This is a genomic window from Cohnella sp. LGH (assembly GCF_017671885.1).
Classification (GTDB): Bacteria; Bacillota; Bacilli; order Paenibacillales; family Paenibacillaceae; genus Cohnella; species Cohnella phaseoli.
In genome coordinates this window covers 6268878-6288319 of record NZ_CP072117.1, presented here as the reverse complement: position 1 = coordinate 6288319, position 19442 = coordinate 6268878, and the positions used below count along the sequence as shown (strand labels likewise).

Sequence of the window (19442 nt, the reverse complement as noted above, 5' to 3'; positions counted from 1 at the left end):
CGATCTCTTTTGCCTCCCGTGCGTCCCCCTTACAATTGGAGTACGTAAAGCGTACGAGGAGGATGGGTATGAGACAATTGACGGCGGTACTGCTCGGCGCAGGGAGTAGAGGAAGGTATATTTACGGACCGTATGCGGAAAAATTTCCGAACGAGTTAAAATTCGTGGCCGTAGCCGAGCCGGACGAGGAACGCAGAACGAAGTTTGCAGGTATTCACGGCATCGCCCCGGACCGGGTGTACGACTCTTGGGAGAAGGCGTTCGAGCAAGGCCGCATGGCCGAGATAATGATCATTTGCACCTTGGACAGAATGCACTATGTGCCCGCGATGACGGCGATGGAACTGGGCTATCACGTTCTGCTGGAGAAGCCGATGTCGCCTTCGCTGGAGGAATGCATTCGGCTGGAGCGCGCATCTCATAAGTATAGGCGGCTGCTCGCCGTGACGCATGTGCTGCGTTATTCTCCGTTCTGGTCAGGCATCAAGAAATGCATTACGGACGGAGAGCTGGGCACGATCGGCACCATTCAGTTGACCGAGAACGTCGGCTATCCGCACATGACGCATAGCTACGTGCGCGGCAATTGGCGCAACTCCGAGGAGACGAGCCCGATGATTCTGGCCAAGTCCTGCCACGATCTGGACATCATCTCCTGGCTAATGGATCAGCCCTGCACCAGCGTCAGCTCGTTCGGCTCGCTGCTGCATTTCCGCGAGGAGAATGCTCCGGCAGGCTCGACCGCGCGCTGCATCGACGGCTGCGAGGTGGAGCGAGAGTGCGCCTTCTCCGCGTTGAAAATGTACATCCAGCCGCCGCATCATCCGTGGGCGCGCTATATGACGAACGATCTGTCGCAGGAAGGCATCCTGGCCGCGCTGCGGGAAGGACCGTTCGGCCGGTGCGTGTATCGCTGCGATAACAACGTCGTCGACCATCAGGTCGTTAACCTGGCCTTTGAGAACGGAGCGAACGCCTCGTTCATTATGTCCGGCTTGACGCAGAGCGGTACGCGCCGGGTTCAGATTATGGGCACGCAGGGCGAGATTATCGGCGACATGGACAAGGGTGCTTTTACGTTGTACCGATATGTGACCGGCGAGCAGGTCGAGATTCGGTGCAATGTGGAAGGCGACGGACACGGTGGCGGCGACGAACGCATGGTCGCCTCGTTCCTGCGCGGCGTGCGCGGCTTCGACAGCAATCCGACGCAGGGCCTGACATCGGCGACCGCCTCCCTGCAAAGCCACCTGATGGCTTTCGCCTCCGAGCATTCGCGACTGAACGACGGAATGGCGGTTAAGCTGGCTGATCTGTAAAGGACGGAAGTCGTGCTGGCTTAATACGATAAGAAGATGAGCCGATCCGTTGCAATGGCTGCGGATCGGCTCTTTCTAGAGTTTATTTTGGAAGTTTTATCTGCCGATCGATACCTTAGAGTTGAATAACTCCGACTAAAGTAAGAATCGCAGCGACGATGCCCAATATAAAAAAGATACCGAAAAACCATTTGATAAACCTCGTACTGAACCCCGACGTAGCTGTGAAGGCCGTTCCGAAAATAATCGCCCCAAGAATCATGACACTGAGAAACACGATAAAAGCATTGAACATGATGCCCACCTAAGCCTCTCTCGAATAAATACACTACGCGACGTACCGCGATTAGTTGCTGAGTTGCTGCATAAACAACATAAAGCAACTTCTTGATTTTCTCTATACCTCGTAAGGAGTATTTTCATCTCGTATTTGGAATGTTGCTCCATTCCGGCTTGCATTCTATAGGCTTATAATAGAGGCGTTAGAGAATAAGATATTAGGAGGATACCCGATGGATATCAAGGGGAAAATCGAAGAGATCGTAGAGCGCATCAAAGCCGACAAGGATTTCTCTTCCAAGTTCATGAGCGATCCCGTAAAAGCCGTTGAATCCGTGATCGGAATCGACCTTCCGGACGCCCAGATCAATGCGCTCATCGACGGCGTTAAAGCGAAACTGACCGCCGATAAGGCCGGCGACATGCTCGGCTCTATTAAGAAGTTGTTCTAGTGTGAGCAAACAAATAAGCTCGCGAAATTGCATGGGTCTCGCGCGCAAAACAAGAACCCTGGCGACCAAGAACGCCAGGGTTTCATCATGATTCTACTATTTACTCTTATACATTCTTGCTGACAACCGCTAGACCTTCAATAAAAGTCGTTACAAAATCATACTCCTGAAGGGATATAAATTCACCGCCTATACTTTGGATCCCGTGCCGGTTGTTAAAGGTTACATGCAATATGCCCTCATGGTAAGGCCCTGCGTAATTAAATACAGGCTCGTAAATGAACTCTCCATCCGTATTAATCACTCCCCACTTACTCCCAACCTTTACGCAAGCAATGTTGTCACAGAAATCATCTGCATCTGTAAATATAGGTTCGATGGCCACGTTTCCGGCTTCATCCATGAAGCCAAACTTCCCGCTTTTCTTAAATAATATGCGGTTTGCGCATAGTGGTCCAAGGTAATTTAGTTGGGGCTTAATGACAAACTCCCCCAGTTCATTAATCATCCCGTACTTTTTATTCATTTGGATTACCGCTCTCCCGTTTTGAAAGAAAAGCGGAGCATCATAATCACATGGAACAATGAAGTCGCCTGAACGATTGATCGCTCCATATTTATCATTCTGACTAACATATGCCAATCCCTCATTAAACGGACCAGCGTCTTCAAATACTTGATTCATTAGAGGATTGCCTGCTATGTCGACGTAAATCATACGATTTTCTCTTTTTACACGGCCAACCCCTTCATGGAAATCAAAAACTTCATCATATATAGGTTCAAGAATAACAGTTCCGTCCCTTTTAACGTAACCAAACTTTCTGGAGCAGATGTCCGTGCTATTTGAAAAATAGGCTACTCCTTCATAAAACGGACTCAGGAATGTAAAAGGATATCTTTGGATAGTTTTTCCTGTTTTATTGATAAGGCATACTCCATCATCATCTCTGCAAGAAGCTTCTCCGTTATTGAAAGAATATGCTTCATGGAAATTGAGAGGAATTTGCAACGTGCCAGATGTGTCGATGTAGCCGAACTTACGCAGCTTAATGCCCCCCTTTTCTTGTCGAGTGAAACCACTCACAAGTTAACGCATTCTCGCGTATATTCTCCACCCCATTTTCCTCCTCTCCGACTAAGCCATTTTGCCGTCATTATGAGGCTTGTTTTAGTAAGTAATAACGTTCTCGAATACGTCTTTAACGTTGATAATGAAATCATCATAAAGCGACACTTTGAGATTGAGGGCAACTTCTGATTGTTCTTCTTCAGTCATCGCCTCCCAATCTCCATCGGGAATAACGGTATAAACATCATCTAATTCATATTTGCCGTCTTTCAATAGATAAACTTCAATAGACTTTTCATCCGGACTGATAATCCAGTATTCTTGTACGCCATGCTGTTCATACAGCGTCTTTTTGTCCCCTCTATCCCTGCGTGCTGTAGACGGTGAAAGTACTTCAACGATTAAATCAGGTGCGCCATATACGCCATCTCGTTTGATGATATCTCGGTTACAGATAATCATGCTATCAGGTACGACCCTATTTTGTTCATCCAAATGAACATCCACACCGTCAGAAAGATTGATGCACCTTTTCCCTTTCAAATAAACGCCAAATAATATAGACAAGTTTACGATGATCTTATTATGGTTAACGACTTGACGAGGTGACATCATAATGATTTCGCCATTAATTATTTCAGAACGCTGTTTAAAAAGCCGATCATCCATTGCCATCCGTATCGCCTTCCTTTTCCACGCATCCGCGAGGGATGCGACCGAACTCATACGGGCCGCCTGGGCGGAGGACGAGATTTCAATCCACGCATCCGCGTGGGATGCGACAGCGATTTTGAGCACAAAAAGGCGAAAACAGCCTATTTTCTTGCTTCAAATCACGTAAATCAACTTAATTCACAGATAATCACTCAGAAAATTCAATTAAATTCCAATAAATTAACTGTTGTTTTGGTGCGAATCCCCCGGGAAAATCATGTGAGCCTCACATTCGCACCAGAGATTCGCACCCATTCTACGCAGGTAGATAAATTAAGTTTGAGGAGTAACTTTGTTTGGCATGGAGCATGAAGAAGTAGATAGACATTTCTTTGCGAGGATGTTTTTATGATATAATTTTCCATGTACACCCGCCTTGGGTGGGGAATACACACCTCCAGTAGGAGGTGATGTATATGTCGTTTTCGCTTTTAGAAGTTATCGGACTAGGAATGTTCCTCTTAGCCCTTCTAACTTATCTAAAACGAAAATAACCTGCCCTAAGGTTAGCGCCAGGGGGACAGGCTATTTTCTATAATACTCTATTTTTTACTTGGAGGCTTCCCACTCAAGCGTTGTACGGGAGAACGGTGTTGGCGCACCGTTCTTCTCTTTATGTTATAAGTGTAAATCACCGGTCGCATTTTTGCAACATAACTGCCACACCTAACCAAACCCAATCATCTTGTTTTTTCATCCGATATAAAAAGAAAATAGACCGCCCTCGCCAAAGGCAAAGGAATCGATCTATTTCCCATTCATCACATCGCTTTCGAGCCGTACAAGCTGTTCATCATTTTGTAGATCAACACGGCCGCTTCGGCTCTCGTCGAAGAAGCTTGCGGTTTAACGGAACCGTCGCTTCCCGTTACGATTCCAGCAGCCGTCAACGCTGCGATACTGTCCGCCGCGTAAGCGGCGATTTGCGCGCTGTCCGCGTACTGCCGCAAATCCGACGCCCGTCCCACGGCCAATTGCTTGTTGACGATTCGCATTGCCTTCTCGGCCAGTACTATCATATCCTGCCGGGTAATGTCGGCGTCAGGTTCAAAGCGGTTGCCTCCAATCCCGCCGGCAATGCCCAATGTTCTCGCAATGCCAACCTCATTGTAATAATATTTGGCGGGGGAGACATCGTCGAACGACTGGTTTGCCACCGCGTGAAGTTCCAGCGCCGTAACGAGCAGCTTCATAAACTCCGCTCTGCTAATGGAAGCGCCTGGATCGAAGGTTGCCTCCGTTCTTCCGTTAATAATCCCTCTGGCGCTCATCGCTTCAATCTGCTTCCTGGCCCATGGATATCGGTCTAAATCCGCGAAAGACTTCTCTACATAAGTAACGACATACTTGCCCGCTTGCACGGCATTAAACGTCACTCGGCCCGTTGCCGCATCGTATTTACCGCTTGGTACCGGCGAGACATTGCCCGCCTCGTCGACAAACCATACGATAATATGCTCGGGATTCAGCCGTTCTTCCGCTGTGGGAACATAGGGCATCGATACGCGGATTGGAGTGTTAGAGTTCCGCCAAGCGACCGCTGAATCATCCAACCGCACGCTTAAATCGATGGCCGGCCTATCTCCGACAGCTTTTCTAACCGCCTCGCTCCATGCGGATTTATCCGCTGATCCGATCTGTAGGCTTACCGTTTGCTTGCCTGAGGTATTCATCGTACCCAGCAGGGTGACGGGAACATTCAAATCGCCGGCAGAGCTGAGAACATGAATCCGCTGCGCCCCCTCCTTCCGATCAAGGGCAGTCTTCGGAAGCGAAACGACATAGCTTGCCGCCCCCGCCTTATGAGGAACCTCGATGGAAATCGCCCCCGCACCGCTGGCCATCGCATTCGCCCATGCTTGCTCGATACTTTCTTGATCGACCGTCGAGATGGAGTTGCCGGATGACGCAGCGAGAACGGAATCCGGCTTTATTGTGCTGCCCTTAACTTCTGTCGAAGTCTGCCCAGGCGACGCAACTGGGCCGCCATAAGAGCCCCCTGTATTCCCGGTCCCTCCCGTTCCGCCTGAACTGGAAGTGGTTGCAGATACCGCATGCGACAACCCGGATTCCCCATGATCGTTAACGGCGCTGACCTTATAAAAGTAAGATTTGCCGGATGCAAGTCCCATATCGGCATATTTGTCCGTCGCGCTGGTGCCGACGAAGCCATATTCCCAGTCCGCCGCGACCGCCCGATAGATCCGATACCCGGTTGCCCCAACTGACTCCGCCCAATTCAGGTTGATAGCGGATGTTCCTGCCGCGGCCGCCGTTACGATCGCAGGTGCGGCAGGCGGTCCGTTCGTTGCGCTACCTGCTACTGTAACGATAATCGGAAGGGTCAGCCCGGTCTGCTGATCGGAATTCCGGGTCACCTTCAGCACCAGTTCGACCGCGGCATCGGCTTCGGGAATCGCAATTCGACCGTCGAACGCGATGACTTCCTCCCGGCTTGAGCTCGCGATCTCAATTCCATACCCCTTCGGCACGCCCGGCAGTTTAAGCAGCGTATCTTGCGCCGTTGGCGTTGTCAAGCTCCGAATACCGGCGGCAACCTCCGTCGCGGAAGGCGCGAATATCTCGACTTCGGCCAACTGCATGCGGTATTGATCGGCATCGAACGGAGCCGAACGCAGCTTCGTGCCGACAATCTTGACGAATCTCGCCGCTGCGATACCGTCAAGCGCAAACGACTGCACCTCCCCTGGCGCAGGCAGCGCATAATCCGTTTCGCTGACTACGGTCTCCCAATGCGCATCGTCATTGGACACTTGAACCGTAAAGTCGATCGGAAAACCGTAGCCTTCACGATCCGCATCGTTGCGCGGATATAGATCGATTCGGTTCATCGGCACGATGCGTCCCAGATCCAGCTTGATCCACTCCGTGTGGTCTACGCCAAGCTGGTCGGCACTTGTCCAGCCGTACGGAGGCTGTCCGTCCAATCCCCGAAGGCCGTCCACGGCGAACGACTTGCCCCATACCTCGGCCTCAACCGTGCTGGAAGTCGTAACGGAGGCGGACAGAGCCAGATTGCCGTCAAGCGCGCCAAGCTCCACGCCCGCTTCCCCATCGGTCACCGTAATCCGGAATTGTGCCGTCAGCTCCGGCCTCTCGGCAACATGCACTGTTACCATAGTCGTGCCTGGTTTCAAGGGCCGAACCGTCCCGTTATTCCTAACGACAGCAACAGACGGATCCTCCACGATGAACGTCAGCATCCGATTGCTTACGATTTCCCGCTGCTCGTCCGCCCTTAAACCGTGCACCTCGACATATCCGACTTCGGCGGACGACAGCTGCATATTTTCAACGCTTAGTGCAACTCTGTCCCCTAGGTTGATCTCCGCCATCTTGAAGTTAACCGGACCGTAGCTTCGCGCTCCGGAGCCCGTCAACATCCGGTCCCCGGCATGATACGGTCCGAGAACCGTGCCTTGCGAGGAATCGTACGTCAGCGCTACGCCGCTGTTATGGAAATAATCGCCGCCCGCCTCTTCCGATGAAGTCATATAGTAGTCCTGGTTGGGCTGCAATACAACGGCTTCGGAAAGAGGACTATACTTGAAGCCCGCTTCGTCCGGCCGGCCTTTCGCCATGTCGATATCCGTCTCGGCCACTTTGTTCATTGCATGATCGTAAATAAACAACGTATGAATGCGATTGCTCCCCGCCGTGTAATACCTCCCCAATTGGCTGACCGTGATCGGGCTTGCCCCGGTTCTGAAGGCGAAGCCCAACCCCTGCGGAACCGTTACGTGGTTAAACAATTCATTGTTGGGACCTGTCGTTACGTCCGCCTTGGTAAAGAAAGCGCCCGAATCCCTGAAATCGACGGGGATCCATTCGAACGCTCTTCCGTTAAAAATCAGATGATATTCCTCGGCAAGCTGCGGAACCGAGATGCCCGGAACGAGCGCGGATACGACTGCCTGATCCAGAGATAACGTCATGCTCGTCACCCCCGGCTTCACCCCGGTTAACGTTCCGTCCGGCGCGACCGTAATGGCGCTGGAAGGTTCTACGGATAATTTAACGAACCGATTGTCCAGCACGATGCTCTGTCCGTCCGCCATATATCCGCGATAAACGGGTTTGAACTGCTTAGGCGCAGACGTCGGCGCCATCTCGGCAATACCGATGGAACGAACATGCTCAATCTGCTTCCATTGCTCGGAATCGGAAGATTTGCTTACGCCGAGGCGAATGACGGTATCCGTCTCGTTCCAGGTTTCTCCCTCCGGAAGGGTGAGGGCATAACCCCCGGCATTCGGAACCAGAGACAGAGGGACATCGCCCGTCAGCAAACGGGCTTCATGAAACTCTCTGCCGTCGAAAGCGCGATCGATCTGCAGCGTCTGTCCAACGGGAGAGTTCAGTACATGAAGGTATACGTACTGCCCGTCCGCGGAATCCGTCGCCACTCCCCACGTATCGTTCTGCGTCGTGTGCGGATAAGTGATATAGGAGGTGCTGGGCCGCGTACCGTACAAGGACGGACCGATCTCGGCGATCTTCTCGCCCAATCTTGCAAACTCGGCTTCGACGCCGGGCTCCCACTCATTGTTGGCGTACGGTCCCGTCGCCCACTGTATGCCGCCGTTGCGTTGACCAAGCGTCGCGGCCAAGCGAACCGTATATCTCAGCATGGATTCCGCGTTGTAAAGAATAGGAGTGTTGTACCGGGCCCACCATTCCTGGGTCACTCTATTATTCTCTTGGCCGGACGAGGTAAGCCAATTGTCCGTATTCGCGTCGATGCCGCCCATCGTTTCGGAAGCGACAAAATCGGAAAGATGCGGAAATACGAGGCTGTCGTTATAGCGGATGCCGTAATTCACCCATACGGCTGCTTCCGGGTTATATTGACGGACGGAAGCTTTAAGCCTCGCGCCGTCAATGCGGTCGGAGCCGGGGGCGCCGTCGAACCAGAAGCCCGCGATTTGCCCGTCGTAGCGCTCCCCAATTTCAACGATTAAATCGTTAATGAACTTATTCCATAACTCATAGTTTCCCCAGCCGGTCAACGCCTGCTGCTCCGTCGTCAGATCGTGGCCGTCAACGGGGTGGAAGTACAGAACCAGCTTGATATTCCGAGCCGTCAGCGCGGCGAGCAAATCCCCGATCACATCTCTGTTCGAAGCTTTGCCGGGCATGATGGCATTCATTGTTTCACTAGGGTACAACGCGCTCATCCCCGCATGAAATACAGTAAACGTAACGTATTCGGCGCCCATGCTCTGCGCCACGTCCGCGAACCGCTCCTCGTCGAAGCCATCCGCCAGCGCGTTCACGTCGGCGACGGGATTTCCCCCCGGGCTGTCGTAAGTGTGACCATACTCATAGCCGGGATACGAATACGTGTAGTGAACGAAGAGACCCATTTTCGCGTTCGAGAAGAAATCCAGATTCCCCCCCTCGACTTGCCCTTCCGCCGCCTGCGCGATCGACGGTCCCCCGGTCATGACAGGCGGCGCGATAAGCGCCAGAATCGCAAATGCGAGCACCATTCTTTTTAATCGGCTAATCATGCGAACAACCTCCCCAAGTGTCAGTATGCATGTCCTGCGACTGCTTCTTGCCGCTCTGACGCTTTGCCGCGCCGCGCTCCGTCAACCCTTGACCGCTCCGCCGGTAAGGCCCTGCACGAAATACTTCTGCACGAACAGAAACATCGCTACCAGCGGAATCAGCACCAGACAGATCGCCGCCGACAAAGGCCCCCAGTCCGTCGCGAATTGCGACTTGAACGCGATAACGCCCATCGGAATCGTCTTTAGAGGCGAGGTAGAGAGCGCAATCGAACCCCAGAGCAATTCGCCCCAGAAGCTGACAAAGTTGAAAATGGCGCAAGTGGCAATCGCCGGCAGCATCAGAGGTACGGTAATGCGGTAAAATGTCTTCGTTTCGTTGCACCCGTCCACTCGGGCCGCTTCCAGCAACTCTTCGGGCAGCGTGCGGAAGAAGCTGCGGAAGATGAAGACGGTCATCGGCAAGCCCCAACCGATATAGGGAATGATAAGCGAGTGAAGCTCGCCGATCATATGAAGCCTGCTCATCATGATATACAGCGGCATAATCGCCGACTCCGAAGGCAGCATTGTCGTGGATAGAATCAGGAACATGATTCCGCTTGCGAAGGGCACGTGCAGCCGCGCAAGCGCATAGCCGGCCATCGCTCCGAAGATGACGATGAACAACACGGAAATCCCTACGACGATGCTGGAATTCAAGAAATACTCCCCGATATGAGCATCCAGCCAGGCTTTCGGATAATTAATGGCGTGTACATTTTTCGGCAGGCCCCATACGTTAACGAAAAACTCCGCCGTCGACTTGAAGGAAGTATTCAATACGAACAGCACCGGATAGATAGTAAGCACGATAAACAGAACCACGACCGTTCTGCTGATCGGATGCGCGGCGAGATTAGCGGTCAGACCGGGTCTAATATTCATAAGACGTCCCCCGTAAAATCCGACTCGTAATCAGAATAATGAGCATAACGGCAATCGTCAGCAGGAAACCCATTGCGGCGGAATATCCGAACTCGCTGTAGGTGAACGCCGTATCGATCATCTGCAGCGGAATCGTACGGGACAGAATGCCGGGTCCGCCTTCGGTCATGACGAATACGAGGTCGTAGGACTTGAACGCCAGCACCAACGTAAAGATGGCCGACAACTGCACGATCGGTTTAATCAACGGAAGCACGATGGAGAAAAATTGACGGGCGTAGCTCGCCCCCTCCAGCTTGCTGGATTCGAACAAGGATACCGGGATATTCTGCATCGCGGCGAAGACCAGCATCATCGTTAGTCCCGTTAAGCGCCAGATGCCTACAATAATAATGCTTAGAAGCACCGTATCCGGATTTTCCAGCCAAGCTTGCGCCCAGGACCCGAGTCCGATCGTACGGAGCAGCTGGTTGATCAAGCCCATCTCCGGATTGTACATGAAGGTGAACAGCAGCCCGATAATGGCCACTGGCAGCATCACCGGCATAAACAGAATCAAGCGGTATATGGCGCCTTCGCGTCGGCCAAGCCGGTAAATAAATCCTGCCAGCCCGGTTCCGATCACAAGAGCGGCAAACGTCATTGCGACTGCCAGATAGATGGAATTAAACAAGCTCTTGCGCACATTCTCTTCAAGAAGAGCTTCCTTGTAATTGTGAAAACCCACCCATTCTCGATGCAGAAATCCGTCCCATTCCTGAAAGGAAAGCACCACGTTCCAGATCGTCGGAATGAAGATGGCAAAAGCGATAAAAGCAAGGGCCGGAAGCATAAACAAAATGCCCGTTCCTGTCATTTTTTTGCGTTGACTGCTCAGAGCCGCCATGTCTGTATGTCTCTCTCCTTCCCCTGAAAAACATTGCCTCTTCGACAATCGAACCGGAACAAACCATCCGTTCGTTCCGGTTCGCTGCGCTTTATTTATTTAGCGTATCCAGACGAACCTTCTCCAGCTTGTCCAATACGCTTGCTTCGCTCTGCCCTACCAATACATGGTTGGGGATAAACTCCTGCTCGAAGAATGCGGCGATCTTCGGCCCGAAATTGTAAAATTCCTTGGCCTGCACGTCCGCGCTAAGCTCCATTATGCGCTGGATGACCGGATCGCTGACCTTTACGTTCACGTTCGCGGCCGCGTAGCCTTCGTCTGCATGGATCTTCTGGATCGATTCGTTCAAATACGTCTTCAGCACCTCGACCGCCGCATCTTTATCCGCGACATTCGCAGGAATGAATAATCCGTCCGCACCGCCAAGGACGGCATTCTCTGCCCCCATGGAAGGCCAGCTTGCGACAGACACCTCAAAATCCTTGGCATCCGCGATAATTCCTCCCGCATTGGCCGATACCTCGGCAAGCATTGCTACCTTGCCTTGATAGAATGCGGATTTCGCTTCGTCGCGGCTCACGGTTAAAGCTCCCTTGCCCGGATACCAGTATTGGTTGTCATACAGCGCTTTAATATTGCTTAACACCTTCGAGAAAATCGGATCCGTACCGGGCACTTTGCCGGCCGCCAGGTCTTCGAGTTTCCCCTCGCTCTTCCCAAGGCTCAATATGCCGTTGCGCGCGAGCCAAGGCTGAATGTCCTTCTCCTTGCCGATCGCGAACGGGTACGCGTCCGTCTTCTCCTTGATCGTCTTGCTCGCGGCGATAAATTCCTCCCAGGTCCATTTCGTCGGTACGGGAATGCCGGCTTTCTCGAAAATGGCATTGTTTACGTAGATGACGGAGAAATTGGAGCCCAGCGGAACCGCAATATATTTCCCGTCGAATTTGCCCAACTCCAGCAACGTCGGGTTGAAGGATTGTTTCCATGCGCCGTTGTCCGCCTCCAGATATGGCGTCAAATCGAGCGCCTGATTGGCGTCCGCGAACGTCTTCATGTTTTGCGGCCAGAATTGATAGATGTCCGCAGGCGTATTAGAGGCGATGCCCGTCTTGATGATTTTCTCCAGGTTCGCCCAATCGACCTGAATGCCCTCGATATTGTACTTGTCCTTCAACTGCTCCTGAAGTTCGCTTACCATTTTCTCGCCGGACGTATATTCCACGATTTTTCCGTAGAACTTGATATTCTTCTTCGCAGCCGGAGTATTCGCGGCCGGCGTCGAGGAAGACGCCTCAGCGGACGACTCCGCGCTCGGAATGGCGCTTCCTGCATTGCCGCCCTTTCCGCCGCAAGCGGTTACAAGCAAAATTGCAGCCAACAACATACTGCCGAGCACCCCTGTTTTCTTAACGCTCCTCATTGTTCTTTCCATCCTCCCGGGTTGTTTTGCAGCCTTCGCTCGTTCGCTTATTTTGGCTACGCTTTCATTATAGAGAGCAACATCCCGCTCCCACAGGCAACGAATCTACAAACTGTTCCCGCAAATCTACAATTTGCCCGGGACGGCATGTTTACGATAATCGGACGGGGAGCATCCTTCGCTCTTCTTGAACACCTGGCAGAAATACTTGTAATTCTGAAAACCGACGCGATCCATAACTTCATAGGCCAGCAGATTCGTGCTTCTCAGCAATTGTTTGGCTTCATCGATGCGATGTCGATTCAAATATTCGCGGAATGGGACGCCGACCTCTTTGTTAAACAGATGGCTGAAATAATTCGGCGTAATCCCCGTCACCTCCGCCAAAGTTTCCACTGTCAATTCGGATTTATAATGGCTCCGTATATAGTCGGTCGCTTGCGCGATCAGGTACGTATGCTTGCCGCCGCTCCCGTTCCGCTGCCTTTCCAGCGTCATCATGTAACGGCGCAGCACCTCCTCTTTATGCGTTTGCATGATCTCATAATGAAGGAAGGTCGCCCTGCTCCATTCCGGCCGATCCGATCGGCGCTCTTCCTTCCGCTCTTCGGGCCAAACGCCGTACAGTATTCGCAGCAGCTCCACGCATAGCTCCTCCACCCCTTCCCTGGACAAACCGGCAATCTGCCCGGCTTCTTCAAATTGTCGGTCGATCAGCGCATTAACGGCAGCGACGTCCAGATGGAGCACAGCCTCCGCAAGCTTCTGTTCCACGATTAACGGCAGCGGATAATGGCGCACGGGAACGAAGCCAGGCACAGCTCTGAATACAACTCCGCCCCCATGCACCAATTTGCCGTTAAGCGCGCCACATGCTTCGCCCATTAATCGAAGCAGCGCCTCTACAGGCCCCGGAGCGCTCAAACCCAAGCTTACGGTAATGCCGAACTTGTCCGTCAGGGTGCCGTTGAGATCCCAGTGCCACTGACGGACCGACGCCTCCCAACTATCCGCCGAATAGACTTGCGCCAATCTGCACAAGACATAGAATCTTCGCTCCCTCATATCTGTCGCGACATACTCTTCGCTCGCAAACCGAGAGAGCAGCTGCTTTCCGACCTCGGCATACATCTGCTCCCTCCGTTCCGGACTTAAAGCGGACAGTCGGACAGCGTAGCCGTCCCATTCCAGCGCCATGCAGACAAAATTTCCGTCCGTGTTCGTCAAATAACGGACAATCTCGCATGCGCCCATGGACAAATTGCTCTGCTCCCCGAGGGCAAGCTTCTCCAGACAGCGGGCCGCCTGGAGCGTCCTGCGCTCCCGCTCCTCCTGCCGATGCGCCAACAGCTTATGCTGCGCGGCTTTGACCATCTCGATCAGACTGCGCAGCTTGACCGGCTTTAACTCGTAATCGGCAACCCCGATCTGGATCGCTTCCTTGGCGTATTGAAAATCCGCGTAACCGCTCAGGAGAATGACCGCCGCTGAAGGCGTCTTCCGCTTGATCGCCCTGCTCAGCTCCAGGCCGTCCATCCCCGGCATCCGGATGTCCGTGATGACAATATCCGGCAGATGCCGGTTATACAGCTCCCAGGCTTCCGTTCCGTTGGCCGCGGAATACACCTGATCGATATCGAACATCGACCAGTCGATCCCTTCCGCCAGGCCGGTACGGATTTGCACCTCATCGTCGGCAATCAACAGTTTCATTCCGATTCCCCCGTTTCCCGATGTCTCGGTATCGTTAGCTCTACGCAGGCTCCTTGTCCAGGTTCGCTCCTCACCTCAAGCTTGGAGGACGATCCGTATCGCAGCCGCAGCCGATCCGCGATATTACGCAGCGCAAACCCTTTGTGCCCCTCCGGTTCCACCTTGAGAATCTCGTCGATCAGCCCTGCGCCTATCCCGACGCCGTCATCCTCAACCCTCAGAACGATTTCGCCCGCAAAGCGCTCGAATACCGATACGCGAAGCGTCCCGCTGCCGATTTTGGGCTCAATTCCATGAATAATGGCATTCTCGACGAGCGGCTGTAGAAGCAGAGTCGGCACGGGTTCCTCCATGAGCGTCGGATCGACCTCAATATCCCAGCTCAGCTTGTCGGCGAAGCGATTCTGTTGAATGAGCAGGTAGTTTTTGAGATGGTCGATCTCACGGCCGATCGTCGTCGTTTCCCTGCCTTGATTCAGCGTATGGCGAAAAAGATCCGACAGCGCCTCGATCTGCTCTCCGATATCGTAAGCCTTGCGTTTAACGGCCATCCAGCGAATCGAGTCCAGCGTATTGTACAGGAAATGAGGGTTTATCTGCGCTTGCAGCGCCTTCAGCTCCGCTTCTTTCTCGCGAATTTGCCCTTTATATACTTTCTCGATCAAGTTCTGAATCTGCCCTACCATATCGATGAAAATATAAGACACTCTTCCGATCTCATCCTTAGATCGAATTTCTAAATGTACATTAAGATTGCCGCTCTTCACTTTGGCCATCTCCTTGGTCAGCCGCTTAAGCGGCTTGACTACGCTCTTGCTCTGGACGATGAAGAACAGAATACCGAACAACGCGCACAAGGACATGCCGATCAGGATGAACAACTTGACGACCTCAAGCTGCGACAGCAGTTCCCTCTTCGGAACGATCTCGACGACATGCCAGCCCGTATCCTCGATCCGGTAATGAAAGACCGCGCTGTCGGCGCCGTTAATTCGCGCGTCGAAATAACCCTCTTCGAATTGAAGAAGGTATCGAACATACTCTTGATCGCTCAGATCGGCATCCAGCAGATCCTTATTCGGGGAAGAAACGACTTTGCCGGCCCGGTCGACGATAGAGATGCCCCCGCCGTTCCACGAGTGGATGCCGGCATACATATTCGATAAATAACTCTCATCCACGCTTACTCGCTCCACAGCGATCTGCCGCGGCGCATTCAAGTCGTTGACGGCTCGCACAAGCGAAATAACCGGTTTGGGAGAAGTCTGCTTGTACCGTTGGTTCAATAGATACGGCGGGGTCCAGAACACCTTGCCGCCTAGCTGCTCCGCAGTCCCGTGAAAACGGGTATCCTCCACCTGAACGGAATCGCCGTACTGGAAGATGATTTCTCGCCCCCGGCTAACGGCAATCGAATTTATATAAGGCTTGCTGTGAAGCAGGGAATCGAAAGACACGAACAGCTTAGCCTTGTTTCGCTCTGCGTCCAGATAGTTTTTCTCCGTATGGAAATGAATAAGCTCTTGCAGATAATCGTCCGACAAAATCGTAAGCGACAGATAATCCGCCTCTCGAACGATATTCTCGATGCCGAACCGGGTTTGCTTGAGCACCTGAAGCAGGTTGTCCCGGGTCTTGTCATAGACGACGTTGGAAGCTTTCAGCTGAATAATAAAAGCCACGATACCTAGAGGGATCATAATAAATACGAGCAGATAGACGACGAGCTTCTTGCCCAAACTCAGCTCCAAAAAGGCATCCCTTATACGCTTCATATCAACAGCCCCATACTTGTAGTCGATCTATTATGTTTGCGCTTACATTATTCTGCATCATTCGACAATGAAACTCAATAATCAATATTGTAGCCTTCTGCGCGACACTCTGGGCAGGCTGCTCAGCTACAAAAAGTTTCAATAATCTACAATCGGGCAGAGGCTGTCCCAAGACTTCCGTAAGGGAAGTTAGTCGAAAAACCATACAAAGCTACACGGATTAGGTCCAAACGGCGGGTGTTTGTACGAAAAACCGTACAAAGGAACTCAAATCAGGCTCAAACGACTGACGTTTGTCGGGAAAACCGTACAAAATGGCCGAAGGTACATCCCCCTCTTTATGGGACAGCCCCGTCTTTGTTGTTTCTGCGTGTTAAGGAGAAGCATACTGCTCGCATGATTCTCTCGTCGGCTAGCGATGCGACTGGCGGCAAGTCTTCTTTACACGCAGTTGCGATGACCTAAAACAAAAATAACCTGCCCCAAGGTTAGCGCCAGGGGATCAGGTTATTTTTAATAAATGCTCTAATCTTTTCTTGGAGGATTCCCACTCAAGCATTGTACAGGAGAACGGTGTTGGCGCACCGTTCTTTTCCTTTGCAATGGCGAGGAGGTAGCTACTTCTTCGTTTAATTCGCGTCTACCGTCGGGAAGCGGAAGCGATACGAGCCTGAGCCCACCGTGAGCCGTACTCCCTCTTCCGTTTGAGCGAGCGATCGGACGCCTTCGGCGTTCTGCAGCGGGGATCCGCTCTCTGTCGCGCTCGCCAGCTGCGCGCCCGGCAGCAATATGTCCGCGCCGGCGTTGGCCGGAACGTCGACGTCGACGAAGACCTCGCCGCCTTCCACGCGCCATCCGGACGCGACTCGTCCGTAGGCGGATTCGAAGCTTGCGCGGGCGAACGTCAGCTCTTCGTTCGAACAGCCGGGGCGAATCCTCGCCAGCTTATAGGCCGGAGCGCTGTCGTCCAGATCAAGCCCGGCCACGTACCGGTACATCCAGTCGCCGATTGCGCCGTACGCGTAGTGGTTGTAGGAGTTCATGTCGTCGCTCCAGAACGTGCCGTCCGGCTTGATGCCGTCCCAGTGCTCCCAGATCGTCGTCGCACCTTTCGTAATCGAGTACAGCCACGACGGATAGGTGTCCTGAAGCAGCAGCTTAACGGCCGTGTCGTGGTAGCCGTTCTCAGACAGCGCCAGACACAGATACGGCGTGCCGACGAAGCCGGTATCCAGATGATAGCCGTTCTTCCGCACAAGCTCGTTCAGATCGGCGGCAATTCGCTTACGATCCTCGCCGTCCACCAGACCGAATACGAGCGGCAAAATGTTGGCCGTCTGCGTCAATGCGGCCATCCTGCCCTCGGACGTATGGAACGTCTCGCGGAATTTGGCGACGATGTCTTCCAGCAGCCTGCCGTACTCCCCGGCCTCCTCGTCCTTGCCGAGCACGGCCGCCGCATCGCGCAAAATGCGCGTCGACAGCGCATAGTACGCCGTAGCAACCAATTCCACCGGCGTCGCGCCGAAATAACTACCCTCGTGGGCATCCAGCGCCAGCCAATCGCCGAAGTGGAAGCCCGTGTTCCACAGGCTTTCTTCGTCTCCCTGCGCGCGAATGAATTCTACCCACGCCTTCATGCTGCCGTATTGCTCCTCCAGCAGGCGACGATCGCCGTAGACTTGATACACCGTCCAAGGGCAGACGGTGGCGGCGTCACCCCATGCCGACGAAGTGTACGTCTTATCCCCCCACATCGTGGATGTGTAGTCCTCCAAGGCGTTAGGCACAACGTAAGGCACGCTGCCGGTATCGCGCTGATCCGCCTTCAGATCGCGCAGCCATTTCGTGAAGAACGGGCCGACATGGTAATTAAACGCCGCCGTCCGAATGAACACCTGCGCGTCCCCGGTCCAGCCGAGCCGTTCGTCGCGCTGCGGGCAGTCGGTCGGCACTTCGAGGAAGTTGCCCCTTTGCCCCCAGACGATGTTCTGCTGCAGCCGGTTGACTCTCGCATTGGAGCTTTCGAAGAGGCCCGTCGGCTCCATGTCCGTGTGCAGCACCTCGGCGACAAATCCGTCCTTTAAGCTTTCGTCGGACAGAAGCTCCAGCCCTTCCACGAGCACGTACCGGAAGCCTTGAAACGTAAAATGAGGCGCGTATGAGACCCTTCCGGTTTCTCCGGCGATATATTCGACGGTTTGCTTCGCCTTGCGAAGGTTACCGGTATAGAAGTTGCCGTCCTTGTCGAGCACCTCCGCGTGACGCAGCCGAACGTGCGCGCCCTCCGACAAATCGAGCGAGAAGCGCATCCGTCCGACCAGGTTCTGCCCCATGTCCAGCACTCTATCTCCTTGAGGCGTGCGAAGCACGGCCTGCGGGGCCAACTTCTCCGTGACGCGAGTCGGATCGTTCTCCTGCGCTACGAGCTGCCCGTAGCCGAGCGGAACCTCGACCGTGCCGTGCCACTCTCCGTCCGGCTCTCCCGCCTCGCTCCAGTCCTTGCGAGCCATGCGGGCATCGTACAGCTCCCCGGCGTACAGCTCGGACATCCGAATCGCTCCGGTTGCCGCTTCCCAAGCGCGGTCGGTGACGACCCACTCTTCGCTCCCGTCCTCATAGCCGATGCAGAGCTGGAGCAGGGCCGCTCTTCTGTCTCCGTAGATATTCCGCTTGCTCAGCCACGTTAGCTCGCCCTTATACCAGCCGTCGCCAAGCGTGATTCCGATGACGTTCTCTCCTCCGCGCAGCAGGTCTGTGACGTCGTACGTCTGATACTGATGGCGCTCGCGATAGCTTGTCCAGCCCGGAGCCAGCACGTCTTCGCCCACGCGCGCGCCGTTCGCGTACAGCTCGTACACGCCGGCCGCCGTCGCGTAGATTCTGGCGCTCCGAATCCCCGGCTTTGCGCAAAACTCCGTCCGCAGCAGAAACGCTTCAATCGCGTGCGGATCGATCGCCTCCGGATCGGGAGTAATCCACTCCGCCTTCCACTCTTCGGGCGACAGCAGCCCGGTCTCCCACCAGCAGGGACGGCTCCACTCCGTCTCCCGGCCGTGATTGTCCCAAGCCTTCACCCGATAATAGTACCGGGTCCGCGAACGAACGGCCGGGCCGCCGTATTCCAGAAATACGGATTGATCTCCGTCGATCCGTCCGGAGTCCCACGTCGGCGCGTCAAAACTGTCCTCGGACTCCGCGACCTGAACCCGATAAGCGGTCTGGATCGTCCCCCTTCGGTCCGATTCGAGCTTCCAGCCGAAGCGCGGCACCCGCACGTCGGTTCCGAGCAAAGCTTCCCGATATTCGCAAGTCAACGAGCGAACGCTGAATTCCGTCATGCTT

At 53.7% G+C, this 19442-nt stretch carries 12 protein-coding genes; 2 read left to right on the top strand and 10 right to left on the bottom strand.

Features of this window, described 5'->3' with window-relative positions:
* Positions 1-68: 68 nt before the first annotated feature.
* Positions 69-1319, top strand: coding sequence for a Gfo/Idh/MocA family protein (locus J4772_RS26240; protein WP_209072051.1), 1251 nt, complete (start codon positions 69-71; stop codon positions 1317-1319).
* Positions 1320-1434: 115 nt separating this feature from the next.
* On the opposite strand, the gene J4772_RS26235 is transcribed toward J4772_RS26240, so the two are convergent.
* A complete protein-coding gene (locus tag J4772_RS26235; RefSeq protein ID WP_209072050.1) occupies positions 1435-1614 on the bottom strand; it encodes a hypothetical protein in 180 nt (59 codons plus the stop codon).
* A 217-nt stretch (positions 1615-1831) separates the two neighbouring features.
* Here J4772_RS26235 and J4772_RS26230 point away from each other — a divergent pair, with 217 nt between their 5' ends.
* A complete protein-coding gene (locus J4772_RS26230; protein WP_209072049.1) occupies positions 1832-2050 on the top strand; it encodes a hypothetical protein in 219 nt (72 codons plus the stop codon).
* A gap of 106 nt (positions 2051-2156) precedes the next feature.
* Here the strand turns inward: J4772_RS26230 and J4772_RS26225 are convergent, their stop codons facing one another.
* The 9 genes from J4772_RS26225 to J4772_RS26185 form a co-directional block, all read right to left on the bottom strand.
* Entirely contained in the window at positions 2157-3137 is a 981-nt protein-coding gene (locus J4772_RS26225) for a WG repeat-containing protein (RefSeq protein ID WP_209072048.1), read from the bottom strand.
* Positions 3138-3221: 84 nt separating this feature from the next.
* Positions 3222-3797 (bottom strand): Uma2 family endonuclease, encoded by a 576-nt coding sequence (locus J4772_RS26220; protein ID WP_209072047.1) that lies wholly within the window; start codon positions 3795-3797, stop codon positions 3222-3224.
* 800 nt (positions 3798-4597) lie between these two features.
* Positions 4598-9370 (bottom strand): S-layer homology domain-containing protein, encoded by a 4773-nt coding sequence (locus J4772_RS26215; protein WP_209072046.1) that lies wholly within the window; start codon positions 9368-9370, stop codon positions 4598-4600.
* A gap of 81 nt (positions 9371-9451) precedes the next feature.
* Positions 9452-10297, bottom strand: coding sequence for a carbohydrate ABC transporter permease (locus tag J4772_RS26210; protein WP_116062068.1), 846 nt, complete (start codon positions 10295-10297; stop codon positions 9452-9454).
* Positions 10287-11183, bottom strand: a complete 897-nt coding sequence (locus tag J4772_RS26205) for a carbohydrate ABC transporter permease (RefSeq protein WP_209072045.1) — start codon at positions 11181-11183, stop codon at positions 10287-10289. Before J4772_RS26205 ends, J4772_RS26210 begins: the two co-directional genes overlap by 11 nt.
* A gap of 91 nt (positions 11184-11274) precedes the next feature.
* Positions 11275-12609, bottom strand: a complete 1335-nt coding sequence (locus J4772_RS26200; protein ID WP_209072044.1) for an ABC transporter substrate-binding protein — start codon at positions 12607-12609, stop codon at positions 11275-11277.
* A 126-nt stretch (positions 12610-12735) separates the two neighbouring features.
* Complete coding sequence (locus J4772_RS26195) at positions 12736-14322, bottom strand: response regulator transcription factor (protein ID WP_209072043.1); 1587 nt, start codon at positions 14320-14322, stop codon at positions 12736-12738.
* Positions 14319-16097, bottom strand: coding sequence for a sensor histidine kinase (locus J4772_RS26190; RefSeq protein WP_209072042.1), 1779 nt, complete (start codon positions 16095-16097; stop codon positions 14319-14321). The genes J4772_RS26195 and J4772_RS26190 overlap by 4 nt, the downstream gene beginning before the upstream one ends.
* 629 nt (positions 16098-16726) lie before the next feature.
* Positions 16727-19438, bottom strand: a complete 2712-nt coding sequence (locus J4772_RS26185; protein ID WP_209072041.1) for an alpha-L-rhamnosidase — start codon at positions 19436-19438, stop codon at positions 16727-16729.
* Between the last annotated feature and the right edge of the window lie 4 nt (positions 19439-19442).